The following is a 21,927-nucleotide window of genomic DNA, read 5'->3' as shown; positions in this document are numbered from 1 at the left end:
TTCAACCCAGCGGGATGTCGACCCAGCGCTTTTGCCGGGAGGACTCCATGCATGCGTCGACGATCTGGCAGATGTGGTGGCCGGTATCGAATGTCGGCCACATCGGCCTGTTTGCAACGATCGAGCGGATCACCTCGGCCACCTCGATGATCTTGCTTTCATTGTAGCCTAGGCCGAAATTCGGCAGAGGAAGGAAAGCCCTGAAGGTGGGGGTCTCCGGACCCACGTCGATCTCCCGGAAACCGCGCCGCCCCGTCCGGTCGTCGTTGGAGTAGAAGCGCAGCCGGTTTATCTCGTCATAGGTATAGGCGATGCTGCCTTTCGTTCCATAGATTTCGTAGGTCTGCATGAACTTGCGGCCGGTCGCGACACGGCTGAAATCGACGATCCCGCCGGCGCCGTTCTCGAACCGACACAGCAGGTTCGTCGCATCGGGATTGGTGATATCAGCCCAGGACTCATTGCCTGACAGTTTCACTTGCTCGCCATAGGCAAGGCCCTCGACGACAGGCCTACGCGGCGTCACAATGAGATTGTCGGCGATCAGCGAACTGACGCGGCCGACCAGGAAATCCATGAAGCTGAAGATGTGCGAACCGGTATCACCGACAATCCCGGTCGGCGCAAGCTTTCCGTCGGCGCGCCACATAAAGGGCGCGCTCGGATCGCCATACATGTCGACGTGCTGGCAGCCGCGGAACAGCTTGATCTCGCCGATTTCGCCGGATTGAATGACGTCTTTCGCCAGATCATGGACGGGATTGCGAGGAAAGGCGTGTCCAACGCGGGTAATGACACCCTTCGCCCGGGCGATGTCGGCCAGTTCCCGCGCCTCGGCGGCGGTGTTTGCCAACGGCTTCTCGCAATAGACATGTTTGCCGGCCAGCAAGGCCGCCTTGGCCACCTGGTAGTGAAGGTGGTCAGGCAGGCAGATATCGATCAGATCGACATCCGGATCCGCGACCGCGAGATTCCAATCCTGAAGAATTCTTGCACCCGGCGCCCTGTGGGAAAGATCACCGGCTGTCTTCGAGGGACCTTCGACAAGAGCGACGATCCGTGCCGTTCCGTCCGACACTCCGAAGAAATGCGGAAAGGTCTGATACGCCATCGTGTGGACCTTTCCCATCCAGCCCGAGGCGCCAAGCACTGCAACTCTGACTTCAGACATTGTCGTCTCTCCTCTCGGCATGGCTTACCGGATTTCGGTGCGGGCCCGAGGCCTCGCATCGTTGCGTTCGTAGGCGAAGATGGTGGGGGCAAGTGCCGGCAAGCCCCGGATGAGGTCCGATCCCTTTTCGCTGACCATGATCGTCGGCGCGTTGGTATTGCATGACGGCACGCGCGGCATGACGGATGAATCGCAGACCCTGAGGCCTTCAAGGCCATGGACCTTGAGATCAAGCCCGACAACCGCGTCAGGCCCTCTCCCCATCTTGCAGGTGCCGACTGGATGATGGTCGGTCTTTGCGTTGGCGCAGCCGTAGTCGATAAGCTGTTCGTCGGTCATGACCTTCGGTCCGGGAAGCCTTTCGGCCATGACAAAGGGCTTCAGCGCCGCCTGCTGCATGATCTCGCGGGCGATCTTGAGCCCCTCCAGGGACATCGTCCTGTCATGGGGATCGGACCAGTAGTTGGGGTCGATCAATGGAGAGGCGGCCGGGTCCGAGGATGACAGACGGACTGTCCCCCGCGAGCGCGGATGCAGATAGGCTGAGTTAAGCGTGACACCGGCATTCTTGAGCCGTTCGACACCCGCTTCGATGCCTGAACCCAGACCAAGGTGGAACTGGATATCAGGAGAACGGGCTTCGGGATCGGCATACCAGAAGCCGCCGGTCTCGAAGAGCGACGAGGCGACAGGACCGGTCCGGAACAGGACGTATTGAATCCCGGCCCAAAGTGTCCGGTGGAGTTTTGCGACGCCATCATAGGTGTGATCGCCCGTGCATTCGGCGATGACGAAAAGATCCAGGTGATCCTGGAGGTTACCGCCGACACCCGGCAGATCGTGGAGCACCTTGACGCCCACCGACCGCAGATGATCGGCCGGTCCTATGCCGGACTGCAAAAGCAGCTTCGGCGATCCGATTGCGCCCGACGAAACCAATACTTCGCGTTCGGCGCGCACGATCTCCAAGCCGCGCGAGGTCACGATCTCGACGCCTGTCGCACGGCCTCCCTCCAGGAGGATCCGCGCGACGCGCGCGCCCGTCCGGACCGTCAGGTTCTTCCGGTCCTTGATCGGCGAGAGATAGGCGAGCGAAGCCGACGACCGGCGGCGGTTGCGCTGCGTGAGCTGATAAAATCCCACTCCGGCCTGCTGGCGTCCGTTGAAGTCGTGATTATAGGGAATGCCGAGCTCCTGCCCTGCGCGGATATAGGCGTCGCAGATCGGCAACGGCGCAGCCGGCATCGAGACACCCAGCGGACCGCCATAGGAGTGATAGTCGTCAGCGAAGCGCTGATTGTCCTCCGCGCGTTTGAAATAGGGAAGGATCGAACGGTAGTCCCAGCCCTCGCAGCCGTCTTCGCGGGCCCAGAGGTCATAATCCACCGCGTTTCCGCGCGTGTAGAGCTGTGCGTTGATGGACGAGCCGCCGCCGATGACTTTCGCCTGCGTATAACGAAGCACGCGGCCTTTCATGTGTTTCTGAGGAACGGTTTCCCAACCCCAGCTGGCGACGCCTTTGGTCATCTTGGCGAAGCCCGCTGGCATGTGAAAGAGCGGATTCCAGTCGCCTCCGCCCGCTTCAAGCAGGAGTACGCTGACATCGGGATCTTCGCTCAGCCGGCTTGCCAACACGCATCCTGCAGGCCCGGCGCCGGTGATGATATAGTCGAAACCCATCTTACTGTCCTATTTTGTCCGTTCGGTCTGCCAGCGCGCGTCTCATGCCTGCAAGTCCTTCGATGCGATGTGATCTGCCACTCTCAGCGCTTGGGCGGCCACGGTGAGCGCGGGATTCACCGCAGCCGATGTCGGGAGGAAACTCGCGTCGACGACGAAGAGGTTTTCGTGATCATAAGCCCGGCAATACGCGTCGAGCGGCGCAGCCGCGGGATCGTTTCCGATCCGGATCGTTCCGCACTGATGGGAGGGCGTGCGCTTGTCGAAGGGTCTCGACAGCACGATCGGAAATCCAATCGACTTCAGTATAGCCTTCAGCTTGGCGACAAGTGCGAGATGGGCGTCCCAATTGGTTCGCTGCCATTGGAGAATAATCCGATCTCCATCCACCTTGACGCGGCTTTCGGGATTGGGAACGTCCTCGCTCATCGCATAGAAGTCGATGGCATGGCCCGTGATGAAGCGCAGAAGCCACTCCGGAGCCTGCGGCAGAGAGCCTTTGAGAACCTTTTCAGAGATGCGACCGAGGAGCTGCACGTTGCCGAGGGGTGGTCCACCCTCCCCGTCGGAGAGATAGAAGTCGTTGAAAGCAAACGTCTTCTGGTAGATGGAGGTATTCCTGAACCGCGGAGAGACCCCGATGACGGCGGACGCATTGTGATTCATGAAGTTGCGGCCAACCTGGTCGGAAGAGTTCGCCAGCCCCTTTGGGAAGCGGTCGTTTTTCGAACGCAGCAAAAGCACTGATGATTGGACCGCCCCAGCGGAGAGGATCACGATCTCAGGCGAAACAGTCACCGTCTGCCCGTTCTTGATGTAGGTCACCCGGTCGATCCGGCTCCCCGCTCCCGTGTCGAGCCTCGTCACACGTGCATTGGTTTCAAGCCGCACGTTCTCGTGTCTCAGCGCTACTGAGAGGGCTGCGGTCTCGGCATCCATCTTGCCGTCGCGTGCGTTTGGATGCGCATCCCAGGGCGTGCGTGCTTTGGAGAGCCAGGCGTCAAGATCCAGGCCGAGCGGTAGGGAAAACGGATGCAGGCCTTTCTGCTTGAGGCGCGCCCTGATATCGGCAATCGGCGCCTCGTCCGGGATGGGCGGGTACTCGTAGGCCGCCGAGTGGTACGGTTCCGTGGGATCTTCGCCCAGACTGCCGCGGACCTGGTACATGCGTTCCGCCCGGCAATACCACGGCTCCAGCACCTCATACGGAAACGGCCAGGCCGGCGACACACCCTCCCGGTGCTCGATCACTTCGAAATCTTGGCTGCGATAGCGCGACAATACTGCGCCATAGAACTTCGAATTCCCGCCGACATTGTAATAATTGCCGGGATTGAACCCCTTGCCGTTCGCCTCATACCAGGTTTCCTTCGGACGAAAATGTCCCCGCTGGAAGATCGCGCGTTGGTCGCGGTTGACCGGAAGGTCGGCGATATGCTCGCCGGCTTCGAGGATCAATATCTGCGCACCTGTCACGGCCAGGCCGGCCGCGACCGTGGCGCCGCCGACGCCTGAACCGATGATGACGATGTCAGGTGAACTGCTCATGTTAGCACCTGGCCATCACCCGATCCGCGCCTGGCTCTCGGGATCGAAGAAGACGGCCTTATCGAGATTGAATGCGAGGCGGGTGTTTTGTCCTGGAGCGATGCCGGTATCGGCGCGCAGGCGAGCGACGACGGATTTGCCGCCGAGCTTGGTGACGGCGAAGGTGTCGGAGCCGGCCGGTTCGACCACCTCGATCAGGCAATCGCCCTCGGTCAGCGAGCGCGCCTTGCGGTCGGCGCCATCGGGATCGGTCAAGGCCTCCGGCCGGATGCCGAAGATCACCTGTCTGCCGGTATAGGCGGTCAGGCCGTCATTGCCTGAGATGACGGGGAGCCTCAGCGGGGCGGCATTCGGCCGCTCCAGCGAGACTTCGAGCCCGCCGGCGCCGTTTTCGACGGTGGCGTTGAGCAGGTTCATCGCCGGCGAGCCCATGAAGTCGGCGACGAAGATATTGGAGGGGCTGTTATAGATCTCGGCCGGCGTGCCGAACTGCTGCAGCACGCCATCCTTCAGCACGGCGATCTTGGTCGCCAGCGTCATCGCCTCGATCTGGTCATGGGTGACATAGACGAAGGTGGTGCCCATGCGCTGGTGCAGCCGCTTGATCTCGGTGCGCATGTCGACGCGCAGCTTGGCATCGAGATTGGAGAGCGGCTCGTCGAACAGGAAGACCTGCGGATTGCGCACCAGCGCCCGGCCCATGGCGACACGCTGGCGCTGGCCACCGGAGAGCTGGCTCGGCTTGCGGTCAAGCAGATGACCGATCTGCAGCATGTCGGAGACTTGGCCGATCGCCTTGACACGCTCCTCCTTCGGCACACCGCGGATCTCCATGCCGAAGGCGATGTTGCCGGCCACCGTCATGTTCGGATAGAGCGCATAGGACTGGAACACCATGGCGATGTCGCGCTTGGAGGGATGCAGCCCGCTGATGTCGCGCCCGTCGATCTTGATATCGCCAGAGGTGATCGTCTCCAGCCCGGCAATGGTGTTGAGCAGCGTCGACTTGCCGCAGCCGGACGGGCCGACCAGCACGAGAAAGCCGCCCTTTTCGAGTTCGAGGTCGATCCCCTTGAGAATGTCGACGGCGCCGAAGCGCTTTCTGAGACCGGAGATTTCGAGGAAGGCCATGGATTACCCTTTGACAGCGCCCGCCATCAGACCGCGCACGAAGTAGCGGCCGGCGAGGATATAGACGATGAGCGTCGGCACGGCTGCGATCATCGCAGCCGCCATGTTGACATTGTATTCGACCACCCCGGTCGAGGTGTTGACGACGTTGTTCAGCGCCACCGTCATCGGCATGGATTCACCGGTGCCGGCATAGGCAGAGGCAAACAGGAAGTCGTTCCAGATATTGGTGAACTGGTAGATCACCGTGACGACGATGATCGGCAGCGAGTTCGGCAGCATGATGCGGCGGAAGATCTGGAAGAAGCTGGCGCCATCGACCTGGGCGGCCCGCACCAGCTCGGTCGGAAAGGCCTCGTAGAAATTGCGGAAGAACAGCGTCGTGAAGCCCAAGCCATAGACGACATGGACGAAGACCAGATTGACGGTCGGATTGCCGAAGCCGAAGTTCCAGCCCGTGGCATTCTGCAGTGTGGCGCCGAAGCGGCCGAGGCTGCCGAGGATCGTTGCCATCGGCAGCAGCACCGACTGGAACGGGATGAAGCAGGCAAACAGCATCAGCCCGAACACCAGCGTGTGGCCGGGAAAGCGCCATTTGGTGAGGACATAGCCGTTCAGCGCCCCCATGATGGTGGAGATCGCGACAGCCGGCACGACCATCTTGATCGAGTTCCAGAAGTAGCCCTTGATGCCGGCGCAGGTGAGCCCCACGCAGGTCTCACCCCAGGCCTTGATCCAGGGATCGAAGGTCGGCGATTGCGGCAGCGCCAGCATGTTGCCGTTCTGGATCTCGTCCATGGTCTTGAACGAGGTCGTCAGCATGACGAAGAGCGGCATCAGGTAGAGGACGGCAAAGACCAGCAGCAGGCCGTAGATGACGGTGCGGCCGATCCAGCGGGTGTTGTTGCTGTTCTGCGAGGTTGCTGTCGGAGACGTCACGCTGCTCATCGCGCCTTCTCCTTCAGTTCGGAATAGAGATAGGGCACGATGATCGCCGAGATGGTCATCAGCATGATGATGGCGCTGGCCGAGCCGACGGCCATCTCGTTGCGCTTGAAAGTGTATTCGTACATGAAGTTGGACGGCAGCCAGGCCGAGCCGCCGGGACCGCCCGAGGTCAGCGCCACCACCAGGTCATAGGACTTGATCGCCATATGGGCGAGCACGATGAAGGCGGACAGAAAGATCGGCCGCAGCAGCGGGATGACGATGCGCCGATAGAGCTGGAATGGCGAGGCGCCGTCGATCTGGGCGGCCTTCATGATCTCGCCGTCGATGCCGCGCAGGCCCGCCAGGAACATCGCCATGACGAAGCCCGACGCCTGCCAGACGCCGGCGATGACGACGGTGTAGATGACGAAGTCCTTGTTCTTGATCCAGTCGAAGTGGAAGCTCGTCCAGCCAAAATGGTGCAGCGTCTGTTCCAGCCCAAGGCCAGGATCGAGGAACCATTTCCAGGCAACCCCCGTGACAATGAAGGAGAGCGCCATCGGATAGAGGAAGATCGGCCTCAGCAGCCCCTCGCCGCGGATCTTCTGGTCGAGCAGGATGGCGAGGAAGAGACCGAGCACCAGGCAGATGCCGATATAGAGGAAGCCGAAGATCGCCATGTTGGTGATCGAGGTGTACCAGGAGGACGGCGGATCGCTCTCGAAGGTCCAGCGCCACAGCCGCTGATAGGCGCGCGCGCCGGTCAGCGCATAGGAGGGAAAGGTCTTGGAATTGGTGAACGACAGATAGGCCGTCCAGACGATGAAGCCGTAGACGAAGATGATGGTGATGACGAAGCTCGGCGCCAAGACGATCTTCGGCAGCGCATCCTGCAGCCGGCCCCTCAACGAGATCCCCGTCGATTGCCTCGGCGTCAAAACCGGATCGGTGGTCGCAACGGTGCTCATGGAATGTCATCTCCTGCCTGCATGATCGTCCGGGCAATCGGCCCTGCATGATCATCCCGTATGATCGCGGAGCCTGAAGCTTCCCCGCCAGCAGGCGGGGAAGCATTTTTAGTCGACAGTGATCTCAGCGGGCGTCGTCGATCGCCTGGACGAGCTGCTTGACGGCTTCGTCGGAGGTCTTGATCTGGCCGTGGACGAACTTCGAGACGACATCCTTATAGGCATTGGCGATCGCCGGCGGTGCGCCATAGCCTTGCGCCAGCGAGCCGAACAGCGTGCCGCCTTCATTGGCTGCCTTCAGGTCGGCGATGCCCTTCTTGCCGCAAGCGTCGAAGTCGGTATCGGGAACGTCGGTACGGGCCGGCACCGAACCCTTGACGACGTTGAAGGCCGACTGGAAGCTCTTCGACAGCGTTGCCGTCGCCAGCGCCACCTGGGCAGCCTTGCGGTCGTCGGGAACGTTGAACATGCCGAACATGTCGGAGTTGTAGACCACGCTGCCGTCGGTGCCGGGGAAGCGGTAGCACAGGAAGTCGGTGTCCGGCGTCTTCTTGGCGGCGACGAATTCGCCCTTGGCCCAGTCACCCATCACCTGCACCAACGCGTCACCCTTGATGACCATGGCGGTTGCCAGGTTCCAGTCACGGCCCGAGAAGTTCGGGTCGACATATTTGATGATCGTCGCCAGATTGTCGAAGGACTTCTTCATCGTGTCGGACTTCAGCGATTCCTCGTCGAGGTCGTTGAAGGCCTTCTTGTAGAACTCCGGACCACCGGTCGACAGCACGATGGAATCGAACATCGTCGCTTCCTGCCAGTTCTGGCCGCCAAGGGCGAGCGGGATGACGCCAGCGGCCTTGGCCTTGTCGAGCAGTGCGATCAGCTCGTCGAAGGTCTTCGGCTGGGTGCCGCCGATCTTGTCCATCACAGCCTTGTTGATCCACAGCCAGTTGACCGAGTGGACGTTAACAGGGGCAGCAACCCACTTGCCGTCATAGACCGAGAACTTCTGCAGCGCTGCCGGAACCGACTTGTCCCAGCCTTCCTTCTTCGCCGTCTCCGTCAGATCGCCCATGACACCGGCCTGGGCATAATCGAGCACGGTATAACCGAGCATCTGCGAGGCTGTCGGATAGGTGCCGGCCGCAACCATCGCCTTCAGCGCCGTCATCGCCGCATCGCCGCCACCGCCGGCAACCGGAACGTCCTTCCAGGCAAAACCTTCCTTCGAAAGATCCTGCTTCAATACGTTCAGCGCCGCTGCCTCCCCACCTGACGTCCACCAGTGCAGCATCTGTACTTCCTTCACGTCGGCTGCGCGTGCGGACACGCTGGCGCCCGCCAGAGCCAATGCGATCATTGCGGTCGTGGTCAAAAACCTGTTCATCGAAGAACCTCCCAGTTCAAGTTTGGAAGATGCGGGACCCATTCCCGCACCAATCACCCGCCCTCCCCGGGCGTAGTCTCGTTGCCGTTACAGCGCCGCGCGTCTTCAGACGCGCAAAGGACGCTGTAACACTTTGAATCTACACATCGTGCTTTCCGAAAATCGATTCCGATTTTCGGGCCGATGCGTTAGGCCAGCTTTTCCGTCTGCGGCATCCACCAGCTGGTGCGTTTGCCGATATGCATGTTGAGTGTCTTGGTCTCGGTGTAATCTTCGACCGCATGGCGGCCGAGTTCGCGACCAAGGCCGCTTTGCTTGTAACCGCCGAAGGGAAGTTCCGAGGCGCCGTCCATGAAGGTGTTCATCCAGACCGTGCCCGCCCGCACCGATCGGCCGATCGTCAGGCACGTGTCGAAATCGCGGCTCCAGACACCGGCCGACAGGCCGTATTCGATGGAATTCGCAATCTTGATGGCTTCGGCGGATGTCTCGAATGTCAGGACCGAAAGCACCGGACCAAAGACTTCCTCGCGCGCCACGGCCATATCAGGGGTGACCTCTTCGAGGATCGTCGGCGACATGAACTGCCCCATGCCGAGGTCGAGCGTCTCGCCGCCATGGGCAAGCCGGGCACCGCTGCTCCTCGCGCCGGCGACGTATCCCGATATCTTCTCCAGGTGCTGCGGCGTGATGATGGCGCCGACCTGCGTCGAAGGGTCGAGCGGATCGCCGACCTTCACTGCCTTCGACAATTCGGCAATCCGCTTGACGACATCGGAAGCGATTGATTTGTGCAGGATCAGCCGCGAGCCGGCATTGCAGCACTCGCCGGCATTGAAGTATGCGCCGAAGACCGCGGCATCGATGAAGGCATCCAGATCGGCATCCGGGAACACGATCTGCGGGTTCTTCCCACCCAGTTCCAGCGAGACCTTTTTCAGCGTCTGTGCGGCATTCGACATCGTCAGCTTTCCGACACCGGTCGAGCCGGTGAAGGACACCATGTCGACGTCGGGATGAGACGTCATGACCGCGCCGACCTCTGGTCCCGTGCCGGTGACAATGTTGACGACGCCATCCGGAATGCCGGCCTCCTGCAGGATCTCTCCCAGCACCAGCGTCGATCCTGAGGTCAGCTCCGAGGGCTTGACGACAGTCGTGCAGCCAGCGGCCAAGGCGAACGGCAACTTCTGGCCGACGATCAGGAACGGAAAGTTCCAAGGCGTGATGATCGACACCACGCCGATCGCTTCGCGCAAGACGACGCCGAGTGTGCCATCGCCGAGCGTGTTATAGCTTTCACCATGGAGGTCGCGAGCAAGAGCCGCCGCATAGCGCCAAATGTCAACGGAGCCTGCAATTTCTCCCCGTACCTGCGTGATCGGCTTTCCTGCCTCGATAGCATCGAGAAATGCCAGCTCCTCTGCACGCGCCGCGATCAAATCGGCAGCCTTAAGCAGGATGGCGGAACGTTCGGAAGCGGTCATCCGAGGCCACGGCCCGAGGTCGAAGGCCTTGCGTGCCGCAGCGATCGCACGCTCGGCGTCCTTCTTGCTGCCGGTCGGAAACCGGCTGACCACGACACCATGGCTCGGCGCGACACGCTCGATCGGATCGGAGGCACCAGCCTCCCATCTGCCATCGATGAGCATCTTGAAATCACGCGCTTTGTGGTCGCTGAGCGCGGTGGGGTTGACGAGAACCGTCATTACCATTCTCCCTTGAACGTTGCCGGGCGCTTCTCGCTGAATGATGCGACGCCCTCCTTCAGATCGCCGGTCTTCGCAGCGAGGATCGAGCCGAGGGCTTCGACCGCGGTTCCATTGTCTTCGCCGTTCGCCGATGCGATCATCAACTTCGCGATCTCGGTCGCAGCCGGCCCCCTTGCGGCGATCCGCTGCGCATATTCCCTGGCGGCGGCGAGCGCGTTTCCTGTGGGAACAACCGCGTCTACGATCCCGAGCAGGCGTGCCTCCTCGGCGGTGAATATCTCGCCGCCCAAGGCCATACGCCGGACAGCCTGCGCCCCGAACCGGCGCACAAGACGCTGGGTCCCGGACCAGCCCGGAACCATTCCAAGGCCGGTCTCCGGCAAACCGATCTTGATCTGTTCCTCGGCGAGGCGAATGTCCGCAACCCCAGCAAGTTCAAGCCCTCCTCCGAGGGCATGGCCATTCAGAGCCGCGACCAGCGGCACCCTGAGCGTCGCCAGCCTTTCGAAGATACGGTGGCCGTGCCGAACCCAGAGATGACCGAACTCCTGAGGCAACATTCCGCCCCAGGCCTTGATATCGCCTCCGGCGGAAAAGCCCTTTCCTTCGCCTGTGAGAATGGCAGCGCGCACATTGGCGTTGGCCTCCACCTCGTCGGCCGCGTCTGCCAACGCCTTGAGCATGTCGAGGTCGAGCGCGTTCAGCTTCTCCGGACGAGAAATCGTCAGCGTCGCAACATGTCCATCGACGTCAATTCTGACTGTTCCGCTAACCATGGAAGCTGCCCTCCAGCGTCCGTGCCCCTTTGGCTGGAAGCGACAGGCTGATGTTTGCTTCCCGGAAGAGCGCGGCGTCCATGACCTTCATGTCGGGCGCGATGACCAGCGGAAATTCCGACTGATCGAGGATCTGAGACTGGAGATCGACGCCGGGCGCAATCTCGGTGAGGACGATACCACCAGGCGTCAGCTTCATCACGCACCGCTCGGTGACATAGGTGATCTCCTGCCCCTGCTCGATCGCGCGCCTGCCGCTGAAAGTGACATGTTCGACCGCGTTCACGAGCTTCTTCAGCTTGCCTTCCTTCTCGATGAGAAGAGCTCCATCGGCGATCGAAAGCTTCGCTCCGGCATTGAACATGCCTGAGAATACGATCTTCTTCGCCCGCGCCGTGATGTCGACGAAGCCTCCGGCGCCAGCCGTCACATGCGGCCGGAAGGAAAGCTTGGAGACGTTGACCGAACCGTCTTTGCCGATCTCGAGGAAGGACAGCAGCGATGCATCGAAGCCTGCACCCTGGAAATAGGTGAACTGATAGGGAGACGGCATGTAGGCGTCGGCGTTGGAGGCGCAGCCAAAGGCGAAGTCGAGCAGCGGCACCCCACCGACCGCGCCTTGCTCGATGACCCAGGTGACCGCGCCGTGGAGCCCTTCCTCCAGCAGAATTCGTGGCACGTTGGCCGATATGCCGAAGCCGAGATTGACGCAGCTTCCCGCCTGAAGTTCCTGCGCGACACGACGCGCAATGACTTTCTGAACATTGAACTCCGGAACGCTGAAACTATCGAGCGGGCGGAAGATCTCCCCCGAAATCGCGGGATCGTATTGCGTCTGCGTCGTCTGCTTCTGTTCCGGATCGACGATCACATAATCGACCAGCATTCCAGGCACCCGGACGTCATGGGGTTTCAGTGAGCCTTCCTTGGTGATCCGCTTGACCTGCGCGATGACGATGCCGCCGTTGTTGCGTGCGGCAAGCGCCTGATCGAGGCCGCCGAGATAGGCGCCTTCATGTTCGTATGTGAGGTTGCCGCGCTCGTCGGCGGTGGTGGCGCGGATGATGGCGACCTCAGGGATGATCGAGGGAAAGAACAGCCAGTCGTCGTCCTCGAAGCGCACGCGTTTGACCACCGGATGCTCCGAAGCCAGGCCGTTCATCGCGCAACCCTGCCGCTCGGGATCGACGAATGTATCGATGCCGATCTTGGTCAGAACGCCCGGCCGCTTCGCGGCGGCCTCGCGATGAATATCGAAGAGGATACCCGAGGGAATGTTGTAGGCCGGGATTTCGTTGTTGGTGATCATTTGCCAGATCAGCGGCGGCTCAGATGACGATGGACCGGACGGATAGGAACCACCGATGATGCGCTTGAGCAGGCCCTTCTTGGCGATATGATCGACACCCTTGATGCCGCTCATGTCGCCGGCGGCGATGGGGTGAAGGGTCGTGATATCACGAGGGTGGCCGGTCGCATCGAAACGTTCGCCAATCGCCTTCAGCATGAGGTCCGGGCAACCGAGACCGCTCGAGGAAGACACCGTTACAACAGCGCCATCCGGGATCTGCGCGGCGGCTTCGGTCGGGGTGAGATGCTTCTTCATTGGCGTTACTCAGAGTCCTGTTTCGATTTTATGCTCTTGCGGGCTCCGCAGCTCTCGCGAACAACCAGCCGAACCGCTGTTATCACCGTCTCCGCCTCGGCCTTGCCCGCATTGATCTGCTTGAGAAGCAGCTGCGCGCCGCGGCGCCCAATGCCCTGCGGATCGACCGAAACCGTCGTGAGCGCGGGAACCGCCGCCTGAGCCTCGATGACGTCGTCGAAACCCACGACCGCGAAGTCGGAGCCGGGCTCCAGACGGCGCGCACGCAATCCATCGCAAACACCAAAGGCTACGGCATCGTTGAAGCAGACGGCTGCCGTGGGCCTATCGGCAAGAGCGATTGCTTTTCCGATCGCCTCTACCCCGCCGGCTCGCGAAGGCGCCGACGAGATGACAAGCTCTTGGTGATAGTCGAGCCCGGCTGCCTCTATGCCGCTTCGGTAACCGGCAAGGCGGTCGTCGAAGACAGCGGTGTCGGGAAAGCCGCCGAGAAAAGCGATGCGCTTGTGACCGAGCTCCGACAGGTGCTTGACCGCCGACATCATGCCGGCCCGGTTGTCGGAGACGACGGACGAGACCTTGGCACCAGGCAGGTTTCTGACGACGACCACCACCGGAATCCCTGCGGCGACGAGTGGTTTGAAATCTGCGGCATCGGTGGCGCGCGCCGGCGACACGATGAGCCCCGAAATGCCATGTTCCCGCATCGATGCGACAACCTCGCGCTGCCTGTCGATGCTCTCGCTGGTGTTAGACAGGAACTGCACGAATCCGGCCGACTGAACGACCACATCGACGCCGACCGCCAGTTCCGCGAAGAAGCTGTTCGTCAGGTCGTTCACGACGACCCCGATGATCCTCGATTTGGCACTGGCTTGGCGAAGATTGGCTGCGCCGCGATTGTAGACGTAGCCCAGTTCGCGCATCACCGCATTGACCTTGGCACGCGTCCCCTCATTGACCAGGGAGGAGCCCTGAAGCACCAGCGAAACCGTCGATTTGGAGACGCCTGCGGCCTTCGCAATGTCAATGACGGTTACCCGCGCCTTTGTCACATCTTCCTCCCGGCGCCAACATCGAGCGATCGCCTTAAATATTTGGAACGTTCCAATTCTGTCAAGTGAAATTTATACATACTGTTATCAATTAGGAGCATCTGCGGCAAATTTCCGCCTCCCCGATTGCCGAAATCTCATCCTTTAAATTGGAACGATCTAAAGATGATCATGACTGAGAGGCATCTGTCGATATTTTTCGACCTGCAAAATCGTGCGTGGTGCACGACCGACCGATGCATTGGCAGCAAAAATGTGGAAGATTCAGGCTCGCCCGGTATTTCTGTCGAAGCGATCAATGCGGCCCAATCGGCGGACCTTCTGGCAAAAGCAGGAAGGGTTTCTATTCTGTGTTAACAGACGTTGTAACAAGCCCAGTGGAGACCATGGTGACATGAAATTGCGCGCCGAGCTGAGCCTTCTGCCGCCACGCGAACAAGCACGGCGCTTGGCAGCCGTCGCCGCGTTTTTGGTCACGCAAATCGAGCACACCGAACCTTACGCCCCCGAAGCAGAGGCCGCCTTGGCGGCAATCCGCAATTGGGGTGGTGGCGGACGCCTGAGTGGCCGAGACTTCACCGATCTCGTCTACAGCGACGATGAGCGCGGGACGCTCCGTCGGCTCTCCGAGGCGGTCGGAAAGCCCAGCGAAGACGGCTGGAACGCGCTGACGACGGCAACCATGTACGTCGCCTGGCTTGTTTACCAGGAGACCGGTGAGCCCATGCCGAGTGACGTCAACGAGGTCGGAGAGGACAGCCTTGACCTTCTAGACGAGCAATTGGCCAAACTCGGCTGAAGTCCACTCGCCACTCGCCGTTCCTCGCCGTAATTATTTCATGGCTCACATAACCGTCCGCGTTGCCTAGCGGACCTTCATCGGTTTCGTCTCGAGCGGAATGAGAGGCTTGTAAGAAGCGCCTCCGAGTTCCCTAACGTGCTCCTGCTTCGCCCGGCCGATCAACTCGCTGTCCTGGAGACACCTGGCGGCGGCGGCGGCCATCACCTTGCCGGCCTGGAGCATTCCCTTATGGGCATAGGAGGTCTTTCCCTGCGCAACCATCTGCCAGCTATGTGGAGGTGTTCCGTAGGCTGATGTCGCCATATAGACCTGTCCGGTGGGAACGATCCAGCTGACGTCGCCGACGTCGGTCGAACCGTGCAGAAAGGTTGGCTTTTCTACGAGTTCGTTGACATGTTCGGAGAGGATCGTCCCGCGCTTTTCAATGCGGGCTTGAACGTCCCTCGGAAAAGTCCTCTGGATCTCCGCTGCGAACTCCTTCTCGCTGTTCGAAAAGGACACTCCGCCGATCTTGCCGAGCTCCTGGTGAAGCACACCCGCCAACGTGGCGTTCGGTATGAGGTCGGCAGAGGCTGCATCGAAGGTGATTTCGACCTCCGTTCCCGTCATCAGAGCCGCTCCGCGAGCCACGTCCTTGACCCGTTCGGTGATGTCCCGCACCTGATCCATCAGCGGCGCGCGGACTTTGTAGAGTACTTCGGCCTGCGACTGCACGACATTGGGCGCCTTTCCGCCGGTATCCGTTATCGCATAGTGAATTCTGCCGTCCTGGACGATGTGCTCGCGCAGGAAATTTGCCCCGACATTCATCAGCTCGACTGCATCGAGCGCGCTTCGCCCGAGATGGGGCTCGAAGCCCGCATGTGCGCTCACACCACGGAAAGTGAAGTAGACCTGGTTCGTCGCCAGCATTCTTGCATGGTAGGCGAGGTTCTCATCCCACGGGTGCCATGTGAAGGCGACGTCGACGCCATCGAACAATCCCTCTCGGGCCATGAAGGCCTTTCCGCCGCCGCCTTCTTCGGCAGGACAGCCGTAGAAGCGGACCGTACCGGCAAGCCCGAGCTCGTCCTTGCAGGCTTTAAGCGCCATGGCGGCGGCCAGGGAGCCGACACCCAGCAGATTATGTCCGCATCCATGACCGTTACCGCCGGGGACGACGGGCTTGTATCCAACAACGTCGCCCTCCTGGCTGAGATTGGGAAGCGCATCGAACTCGCCCAGGATCGCCACGACGGGTTGTCCCTCGCCATAGCTTGCGACGAAAGCCGTCTCGATGCCGCCGGCTCGGCGCTCGACGGCGAACCCCTCCGCTTCGAGAACGTCGGCGAGCAGTGCGGCCGACTTGTACTCTTCATATCGGATTTCGGCGAAGGACCAGATTTCATTGGCTGCCGACTGCAGCCCTTCCGCCTTGTCGGTGACCACGCGCTCGATGATGTCGATATATGTCATTTCACCAGTCCTGGAATTGCTTGATCGGCGACCAGTTCGTCCTTGCTTCCGGTCGGAAGCGTCGCCGCCACGGCGAAGGTCACCACAGCGCAGCCGATCATCGCCAGGAAGGCTGTCTGATAGTTCTGGTCTGTGGCGTGCAGGATGGCTCCGATCGCTGTCGGCGAGACGAAGGATCCGATCTGAGCGAGGGAATTGATCAGGCCCGTCGCGGTCCCCACTGAGTGACTGGGGTAGTGCTTCATGATCGTCACGAACACGCTGATCGAGATCGCATTCAGGAAGACGTTTGAAACTGTGAGATAGAAGAAGGCCAGCGGGATGGATGTGGCGTTGGCCATCAGATAGATGAACACCGCCGACACCAGGGCGCCGATGCAGATGAGGTACTTTTCCTTCTTGTGGAAATAGCGGTCGAGCAGCCAGCCGCAAAACAGGAAGGACAGGAAGCCGAGCGTCGGCGGGATCGCCGAATATGCGCCCATCGACATCATGCTCATGCCCTTGACCTTCACCCAATAGGACGGGAGCCAGGACTGGAGACCCCAAAACACGATGTTGGTGAAGAAGTAGCAGAGAGCGATCTTCCAGGTCAGTGCGTTCTTGAGCAGAGCCGTGATCCGGGCTTTTTCCGACTTTCCCGTCTTCGGGCCGGCGGAGATCGAACCCGCGCCGACCACGGGTTTCATGACCAGATAGAGCGCAATTGCAAGAACCAGTCCGACCAGGCCGAGGGTGACGAACATGACTCGCCAGTTGAAGTAGGCGATCAACGCCGTGGTTACCAGCGAGCCTACGGCGAAGCCCACGGACGCTCCCGACTGAATGACCGATTTCGGCCTGGCCATGCTCTCCTTTTTGAAGTTCTCGGTTATGGCGACGGAGCTTCCCGCCGGGAAGACAGCCTCGCCCATTCCGACCAGAGCGCGCGACACGGCGAGCCCCATGGCGGAACCGACGGCGCCGCACGCGATCGTTCCGAGCGACCAGATGCCGACCGCTGAGGTCAAGACCGAGCGGGTTCCCAGCCGATCGACAAGATATCCTCCGACGAGCTGGGTCAGAGAATAGGCGAGAAAGAATGCGCTGATGATCATCCCGGACTGTTCGGAGGTCAGGTGGAACTCGTCGACGATCGGAATGATGGCGATGTTGATCGCGGTCTTGTCGAGGAACCCGACGACCCAGCAGATGAACAACATCGCGACAATGATGTGCCTGCGCTTGATTTGACTAAGCATGGAATGCTCCCCTTTTGAGCGTTTATAAAACATGCTTAATATGTGAGCAGCCGTTTTTGGATGTTGAAACACACATCACACTCGGTTTATTTGTGTGAAAAGACACAGGGCCGCCATATGACGATCATGGACGAAATCGAGAGTTCGCTTTTGCTTTTGTCGAGCCGACCGCTCGTAAGCTGGCGGCGAGCTTCGGGTCGACCGACGATTCCGGACACCGACGCGTCGGAACCTACAATCACCTTCAGCCACCGCCGCGACGAAGACGATGCCATATTGACCGCCGATATTTCCTATTTTGCAGGGGCCGTCTGCGAGGTGCGGATTCCCGGCGCCCACTATGAAACCGTCTTCGCCCGCCTACAGAAGATAGTGCTTAGCGCAGTCATCCGCTTTCAGAACCGCGCGGTCCAGGCCATGAATGCCATCAATCGCAATGTCCTCGATTCTCTCGATCCGAACGAGATCAACATGAACGCGATCGAGCAGACGCTCAGTGTGATAGCCGAGAGCGATGCTGGCGTACTGAGACTTTACAACGAGGCGTCGGGTCTCCTCATTCCGGTGTCGCAGGTCGGCTTCGACGACGATTATTACAATTATCGCACCACGCCTCAAGAATCGATCTCCGGCAGCGTGTTCTCGACCGGAACGCCCGTCCTGCTGAACTCGCCCGACGATATCAGGGACGCTCATGCGAACCTGCGTCCGCCGAACGTTCGCTTCCTGTCCGAACAGCGGCTCTCTCATAGCCTTATCTGCGTTCCCATCAGGACGGACACGACGACGCTGGGAACGCTGACGGTCATGTCCTTTCGGGAGGGGTCCTCCTATGGTGAATTCAGCGTAAGCCTGCTTGCAGCCGTGGCGACGCAGCTTGCCATCGCCTACAAGAAGTCGCAGGCCTACGAGCTGGCCGTCCGATCGAATGAAAGCATCAACCGGATGCGGCTGGAGATCGAAAAGCGCAATGCGGAGCTGGCGCGCTCGCTCTCGGCCCATAACGACATCCTCTCCATCTTCACGCACCACCGGCCCCTCGGCGAACATCTCGAGGAAATAGCGACGCATTACGGCATCGATTTCCACTACGCCGATATTTTTGGAACGACGTTCGGCTCCAAGGAATGGAACGAGCCGAAGACCACGGAGGTCGTCCTCGTGCATCCCGTCCGTGTCGCCGACGACGTCGTCGGAACCTTCCATTTCGAGCGCGGCGACAATGCAAGCTACTGCGCTGCGATCCTCGGCGTGGTTTCCGCTTTCGTCGCGCTGGAAATTGTCCGCAGCGCGTCACAGGACGAAATCCTCAACAGCAAGAGACGGAAGCACTTCGAGGCCTTGGGAAGGGATGATCTCGTCACGTCCGGCGGAGCCGTCCGGTTCGGCTTTCAGATCAGGAAGTACTGCCAGATCATCTTTGTCAGGCACGAGCAGCAGAGCGCCCAGAACCAGAGCCTGTTCCTGCAGAGAACGCTGCAGCAGGCATTGAAGGCGGCGACGATCCGCAACCAGCTGTCGTTCTATACGGACGAAGGCGTCTTCCTGCTGTTCTGCGCTGCCACCGAGGAAACCCTGAGGACGAACCTGGAATCCATCGGCGACCAGGCGGTTGCGGCGGGATGGTGTTGCGGGGCGAGCCTGATTCAAAGCGCGCCCCATCGTTATCCCGAAGCCGCCGTCCAGGCTGTCGAGGCCGCGCATCTCATGAGCATGCGGCATCGGGCGGGCATCCTCATGCACAGCGAGACCGGCATAGACAGACTGCTACGCAAACAATCCGCTGCTGATATCCTCGAATTCGCAGATCAGATACTCGCTCCCTTCGAGAATGAAGCAAACGGCGGCGCCCTTCTAAGGACGCTGGAAATCTACATCGAGAGCGGAAAATCAGCGTCCAAGGCAGCGGCCTCCCTCGGCATACACACCAACACCCTCTATCAAAGGCTGCAGCGGGCGCAGCTATTGATGGGCAAGGACATTGACAACAAGGACGATTATCTGCTGCTCAGCCTGGCGTTCCATCTGAAGTCGACATACGGTTCGCCGCAGCCTTCCGGCAGAAGCAAAGCAGCTTCCGCTTGAACGCTGGTTCGCCTATCGCAAACGACAGAAGAATTCCGGATCAGGCGTGTGCTCCAGGTTTCCGTCGAGCAATTCCCGCCGATAGACATTAGCGAAACTTTATCGTTTCTGACGAATGCTACGGATACGTGCAACGCGCCAGATCTGAAGCAGGGCCGGATGATGTCACACTCGTTTGAATCCATTCTGGAGAGCCTGCCTCAGGGCATTGTTCTGCTTGATCCTGCAGGTACGGTGACGGCTTTCAATTCACGCACGCTTGATATTCTCGGCCTTCCGCAAGGAGCCATCCGCAAAGGCATGAATATCGACGGATTGCCGGGCACCGCAGACTGCCGTGCGGTGGCATCCCGGCGGTCGACGGTCGGTGGACGGCCCACGTCTCAGTTTGCCCTTTCCGACGGAGGGATGGTCTCGTTGACCTGCGCCCCATCGAGGGATGGAGGCTGGATCCTCAGTTACGAAGACATCTCGACTCTCATTCGGGTCGAAGACAGCCTCACCGAACAACATCGCCGGTTCGACGCAGCCCTCAGCAACATGCCGCATGGGCTGTGCATGTTCGATTCGACCAAGAACCTGATATTGTGCAACGCCTCCTACGCGCGGATGTACAATCTGCCGGACCTTCTGACGCAACCGGGAACGCCGCTTGTGGATATCCTGGCCTATCGTAGCCGGGAGGGAAATGGCCCGGCCGATACCACTACCTATTTTGACGTGGTCTTTGAAGCGACAGCCCGCGGTGCGCCGGCCAGCCAGAACATCGTCCTGGCCGATGGGCGCGTTATCAAGATCACCCACAATCCGATGCAAAACGGTGGATACGTGGCCACCCATGAGGACGTCACCAAGACCGTTCGACTTGCCGAAGAGTTGCGCCGGCATCACGATCAGCTCGAAGCAACAGTGCAAAGCCGCACGGCGGAAGTCGAGCGCCAGGCACGGGAACTCGAGCGCATGCTGGCGCAGGAGCGGAACATCAACGAATTACAGCGGCAATTCGTGGCGATGGCATCCCATGAATTCAGGACCCCGCTGGCAATCATCGACGCCGCTGCCCAGCGGCTGCTGCGAAAAAGGGGGGCGATCGAGCCCGAATTTCTCAGCGACAAGGTCGATCAAATCCGCGCATCGGTGAACCGGATTGTCGATCTCATGGAGAGCATCCTGTCAGCGGGACGCCTCGATACCGGCAAGATCGATATCAATTACGACGCCTGCGCATTGAGATCATTGATAAAAACCTGTTGTGATCGGCAGTCGACGATCGCAAAGTCGCACAGCTTTGTGTTGGACATCGATGGGCTGCCGGAGTTCATCGATGCCGATCCCCGCACTTTGGCACAGGTCTTTACCAACCTGCTTTCCAATGCCGTCAAATACGCGCCTGGAACCTCCGAAATTCGCGTCACGGCATGGACAGAGACGGGAAACGTTAAAGTTTCCATCAGCGATGACGGGGTGGGGATCGATCCAGAAGACGTGCCCCGGCTGTTCCAGCGCTATTTTCGTGCCCGGACCTCGACTGGGATTGCCGGAACGGGTATCGGCCTCAACCTGGTGAAGCAGATCGTTGAACTGCATAGCGGCTCGATAGAGGTTCGAAGCGCAAGAGGATGCGGATCGACATTTACCATAACCCTTCCCATCAAGAGAAGTGGTAACGCTTCCGCGACCAATGACGCTGCCTGATGTTTCAGGATTGCTGTCCTGCATATCTACCCTATCCTTCTCACAATAGAGGAGGATCATGCCATGGCTTTCATTCACACCCCCAATGCATCCGCCAGCGAGAAGACGACGTCGATGTATGCGTCGGCCGAGGCGAATTATGGTTATCTGCCGAACATGTACCGGGCCTTCGGCCATCGGCCTGAGGTGATGGAGAGCTGGGCAGCGCTGCTTTCGAGCATTCGCGGCCATATGAGCTTGCGGCGCTACGAACTGGTGACGCTGGCGGCCGCCAAGGAGCTTAAATCCTCGTATTGCATGCTGGCGCACGGCTCGGTGCTGCTGCGCGAGGGTTTCACCAGCGACGGGCTGACGGCTGTTGTCAACGAGACGGAGAAGGCGCCGATCGATGCCGGCGAGCGCGCGATCATGGCCTTTGCCGCCAAGGTGGCGCGCGATGCGACGTCGGTGACGCAGCAGGATATAGACGGCCTGAAGAAACACGGGCTGAGCGATGCCGATGTCTTCGACGTCACGGCTGCGGCAGCGGCCCGGTGTTTCTTCTCGAAAATGCTGGATGCGCTGGGTGCTGCACCCGACCATGCCTATATCGAGCGGCTGGAGCCGAATGTGCGAAAGACGCTCAGCGTCGGCCGAGAGGTCGAGCGGCCCCTGGCGCCGTCACCGTCTCGCGCGCAATGATGTG

Annotated in this window: 18 protein-coding genes; 5 read left to right on the top strand and 13 right to left on the bottom strand. The window is 60.3% G+C overall.

The window, feature by feature from the left end:
* Nucleotide 1: 1 nt before the first annotated feature.
* From ELH03_RS07550 to ELH03_RS07500, 11 genes are all read right to left on the bottom strand, one after another.
* Nucleotides 2-1,171, bottom strand: coding sequence for a Gfo/Idh/MocA family protein (locus ELH03_RS07550; RefSeq protein WP_128412153.1), 1,170 nt, complete (start codon nt 1,169-1,171; stop codon nt 2-4).
* A gap of 24 nt (nt 1,172-1,195) precedes the next feature.
* Entirely contained in the window at nt 1,196-2,851 is a 1,656-nt protein-coding gene (locus ELH03_RS07545) for a GMC family oxidoreductase (protein ID WP_128403049.1), read from the bottom strand.
* A gap of 42 nt (nt 2,852-2,893) precedes the next feature.
* A complete protein-coding gene (locus tag ELH03_RS07540; RefSeq protein WP_128403050.1) occupies nt 2,894-4,399 on the bottom strand; it encodes a GMC oxidoreductase in 1,506 nt (501 codons plus the stop codon).
* A gap of 15 nt (nt 4,400-4,414) precedes the next feature.
* Complete coding sequence (locus tag ELH03_RS07535; RefSeq protein WP_130806664.1) at nt 4,415-5,530, bottom strand: ABC transporter ATP-binding protein; 1,116 nt, start codon at nt 5,528-5,530, stop codon at nt 4,415-4,417.
* 3 nt (nt 5,531-5,533) lie between these two features.
* Nucleotides 5,534-6,478 (bottom strand): carbohydrate ABC transporter permease, encoded by a 945-nt coding sequence (locus ELH03_RS07530; RefSeq protein ID WP_128412896.1) that lies wholly within the window; start codon nt 6,476-6,478, stop codon nt 5,534-5,536.
* Entirely contained in the window at nt 6,475-7,428 is a 954-nt protein-coding gene (locus ELH03_RS07525) for a carbohydrate ABC transporter permease (protein ID WP_128412889.1), read from the bottom strand. Before ELH03_RS07525 ends, ELH03_RS07530 begins: the two co-directional genes overlap by 4 nt.
* 124 nt (nt 7,429-7,552) lie before the next feature.
* Nucleotides 7,553-8,815, bottom strand: a complete 1,263-nt coding sequence (locus ELH03_RS07520; protein ID WP_128410350.1) for an ABC transporter substrate-binding protein — start codon at nt 8,813-8,815, stop codon at nt 7,553-7,555.
* 188 nt (nt 8,816-9,003) lie between these two features.
* Nucleotides 9,004-10,524, bottom strand: a complete 1,521-nt coding sequence (locus ELH03_RS07515; RefSeq protein ID WP_128405549.1) for an aldehyde dehydrogenase family protein — start codon at nt 10,522-10,524, stop codon at nt 9,004-9,006.
* Nucleotides 10,524-11,303, bottom strand: a complete 780-nt coding sequence (locus tag ELH03_RS07510; RefSeq protein ID WP_128405548.1) for an enoyl-CoA hydratase/isomerase family protein — start codon at nt 11,301-11,303, stop codon at nt 10,524-10,526. The genes ELH03_RS07515 and ELH03_RS07510 overlap by 1 nt, the downstream gene beginning before the upstream one ends.
* Nucleotides 11,296-12,909: an acyl CoA:acetate/3-ketoacid CoA transferase gene (locus ELH03_RS07505; RefSeq protein WP_128410349.1), complete on the bottom strand. Its 1,614-nt coding sequence runs from the start codon at nt 12,907-12,909 to the stop codon at nt 11,296-11,298. Before ELH03_RS07505 ends, ELH03_RS07510 begins: the two co-directional genes overlap by 8 nt.
* Nucleotides 12,910-12,914: 5 nt before the next feature.
* Nucleotides 12,915-13,964, bottom strand: a complete 1,050-nt coding sequence (locus ELH03_RS07500; RefSeq protein ID WP_128410348.1) for a LacI family DNA-binding transcriptional regulator — start codon at nt 13,962-13,964, stop codon at nt 12,915-12,917.
* Between the two features lie 165 nt (nt 13,965-14,129).
* On the opposite strand from ELH03_RS07500, the gene ELH03_RS07495 reads away from it, so the two are divergent.
* A complete protein-coding gene (locus ELH03_RS07495) occupies nt 14,130-14,321 on the top strand; it encodes a hypothetical protein (RefSeq protein ID WP_128405545.1) in 192 nt (63 codons plus the stop codon).
* A gap of 37 nt (nt 14,322-14,358) precedes the next feature.
* Nucleotides 14,359-14,763: an Imm6 family immunity protein gene (locus ELH03_RS07490; protein ID WP_128405544.1), complete on the top strand. Its 405-nt coding sequence runs from the start codon at nt 14,359-14,361 to the stop codon at nt 14,761-14,763.
* 66 nt (nt 14,764-14,829) lie between these two features.
* On the opposite strand, the gene ELH03_RS07485 is transcribed toward ELH03_RS07490, so the two are convergent.
* Both ELH03_RS07485 and ELH03_RS07480 read right to left on the bottom strand, forming a co-directional pair.
* Nucleotides 14,830-16,221, bottom strand: a complete 1,392-nt coding sequence (locus ELH03_RS07485) for an amidohydrolase (protein WP_128405543.1) — start codon at nt 16,219-16,221, stop codon at nt 14,830-14,832.
* The gene (locus ELH03_RS07480) at nt 16,218-17,462 is read right to left on the bottom strand and encodes an MFS transporter (protein ID WP_128405542.1); all 1,245 of its coding nucleotides are present in this window, start codon (nt 17,460-17,462) and stop codon (nt 16,218-16,220) included. Before ELH03_RS07480 ends, ELH03_RS07485 begins: the two co-directional genes overlap by 4 nt.
* A gap of 117 nt (nt 17,463-17,579) precedes the next feature.
* Here ELH03_RS07480 and ELH03_RS07475 point away from each other — a divergent pair, with 117 nt between their 5' ends.
* From ELH03_RS07475 to ELH03_RS07465, 3 genes are all read left to right on the top strand, one after another.
* Entirely contained in the window at nt 17,580-19,547 is a 1,968-nt protein-coding gene (locus tag ELH03_RS07475) for a helix-turn-helix domain-containing protein (RefSeq protein ID WP_128405541.1), read from the top strand.
* A 159-nt stretch (nt 19,548-19,706) separates the two neighbouring features.
* Nucleotides 19,707-21,242: a sensor histidine kinase gene (locus ELH03_RS07470; RefSeq protein WP_128405205.1), complete on the top strand. Its 1,536-nt coding sequence runs from the start codon at nt 19,707-19,709 to the stop codon at nt 21,240-21,242.
* A 63-nt stretch (nt 21,243-21,305) separates the two neighbouring features.
* The gene (locus tag ELH03_RS07465) at nt 21,306-21,923 is read left to right on the top strand and encodes a carboxymuconolactone decarboxylase family protein (protein WP_018072637.1); all 618 of its coding nucleotides are present in this window, start codon (nt 21,306-21,308) and stop codon (nt 21,921-21,923) included.
* Nucleotides 21,924-21,927 lie beyond the last annotated feature (4 nt).

This window comes from Rhizobium beringeri, assembly GCF_004306515.1.
Classification (GTDB): Bacteria; Pseudomonadota; Alphaproteobacteria; order Rhizobiales; family Rhizobiaceae; genus Rhizobium; species Rhizobium beringeri.
The sequence above is the reverse complement of the archived record's forward strand: the minus strand, read 5'-3'. Positions and strand labels throughout refer to the sequence as shown.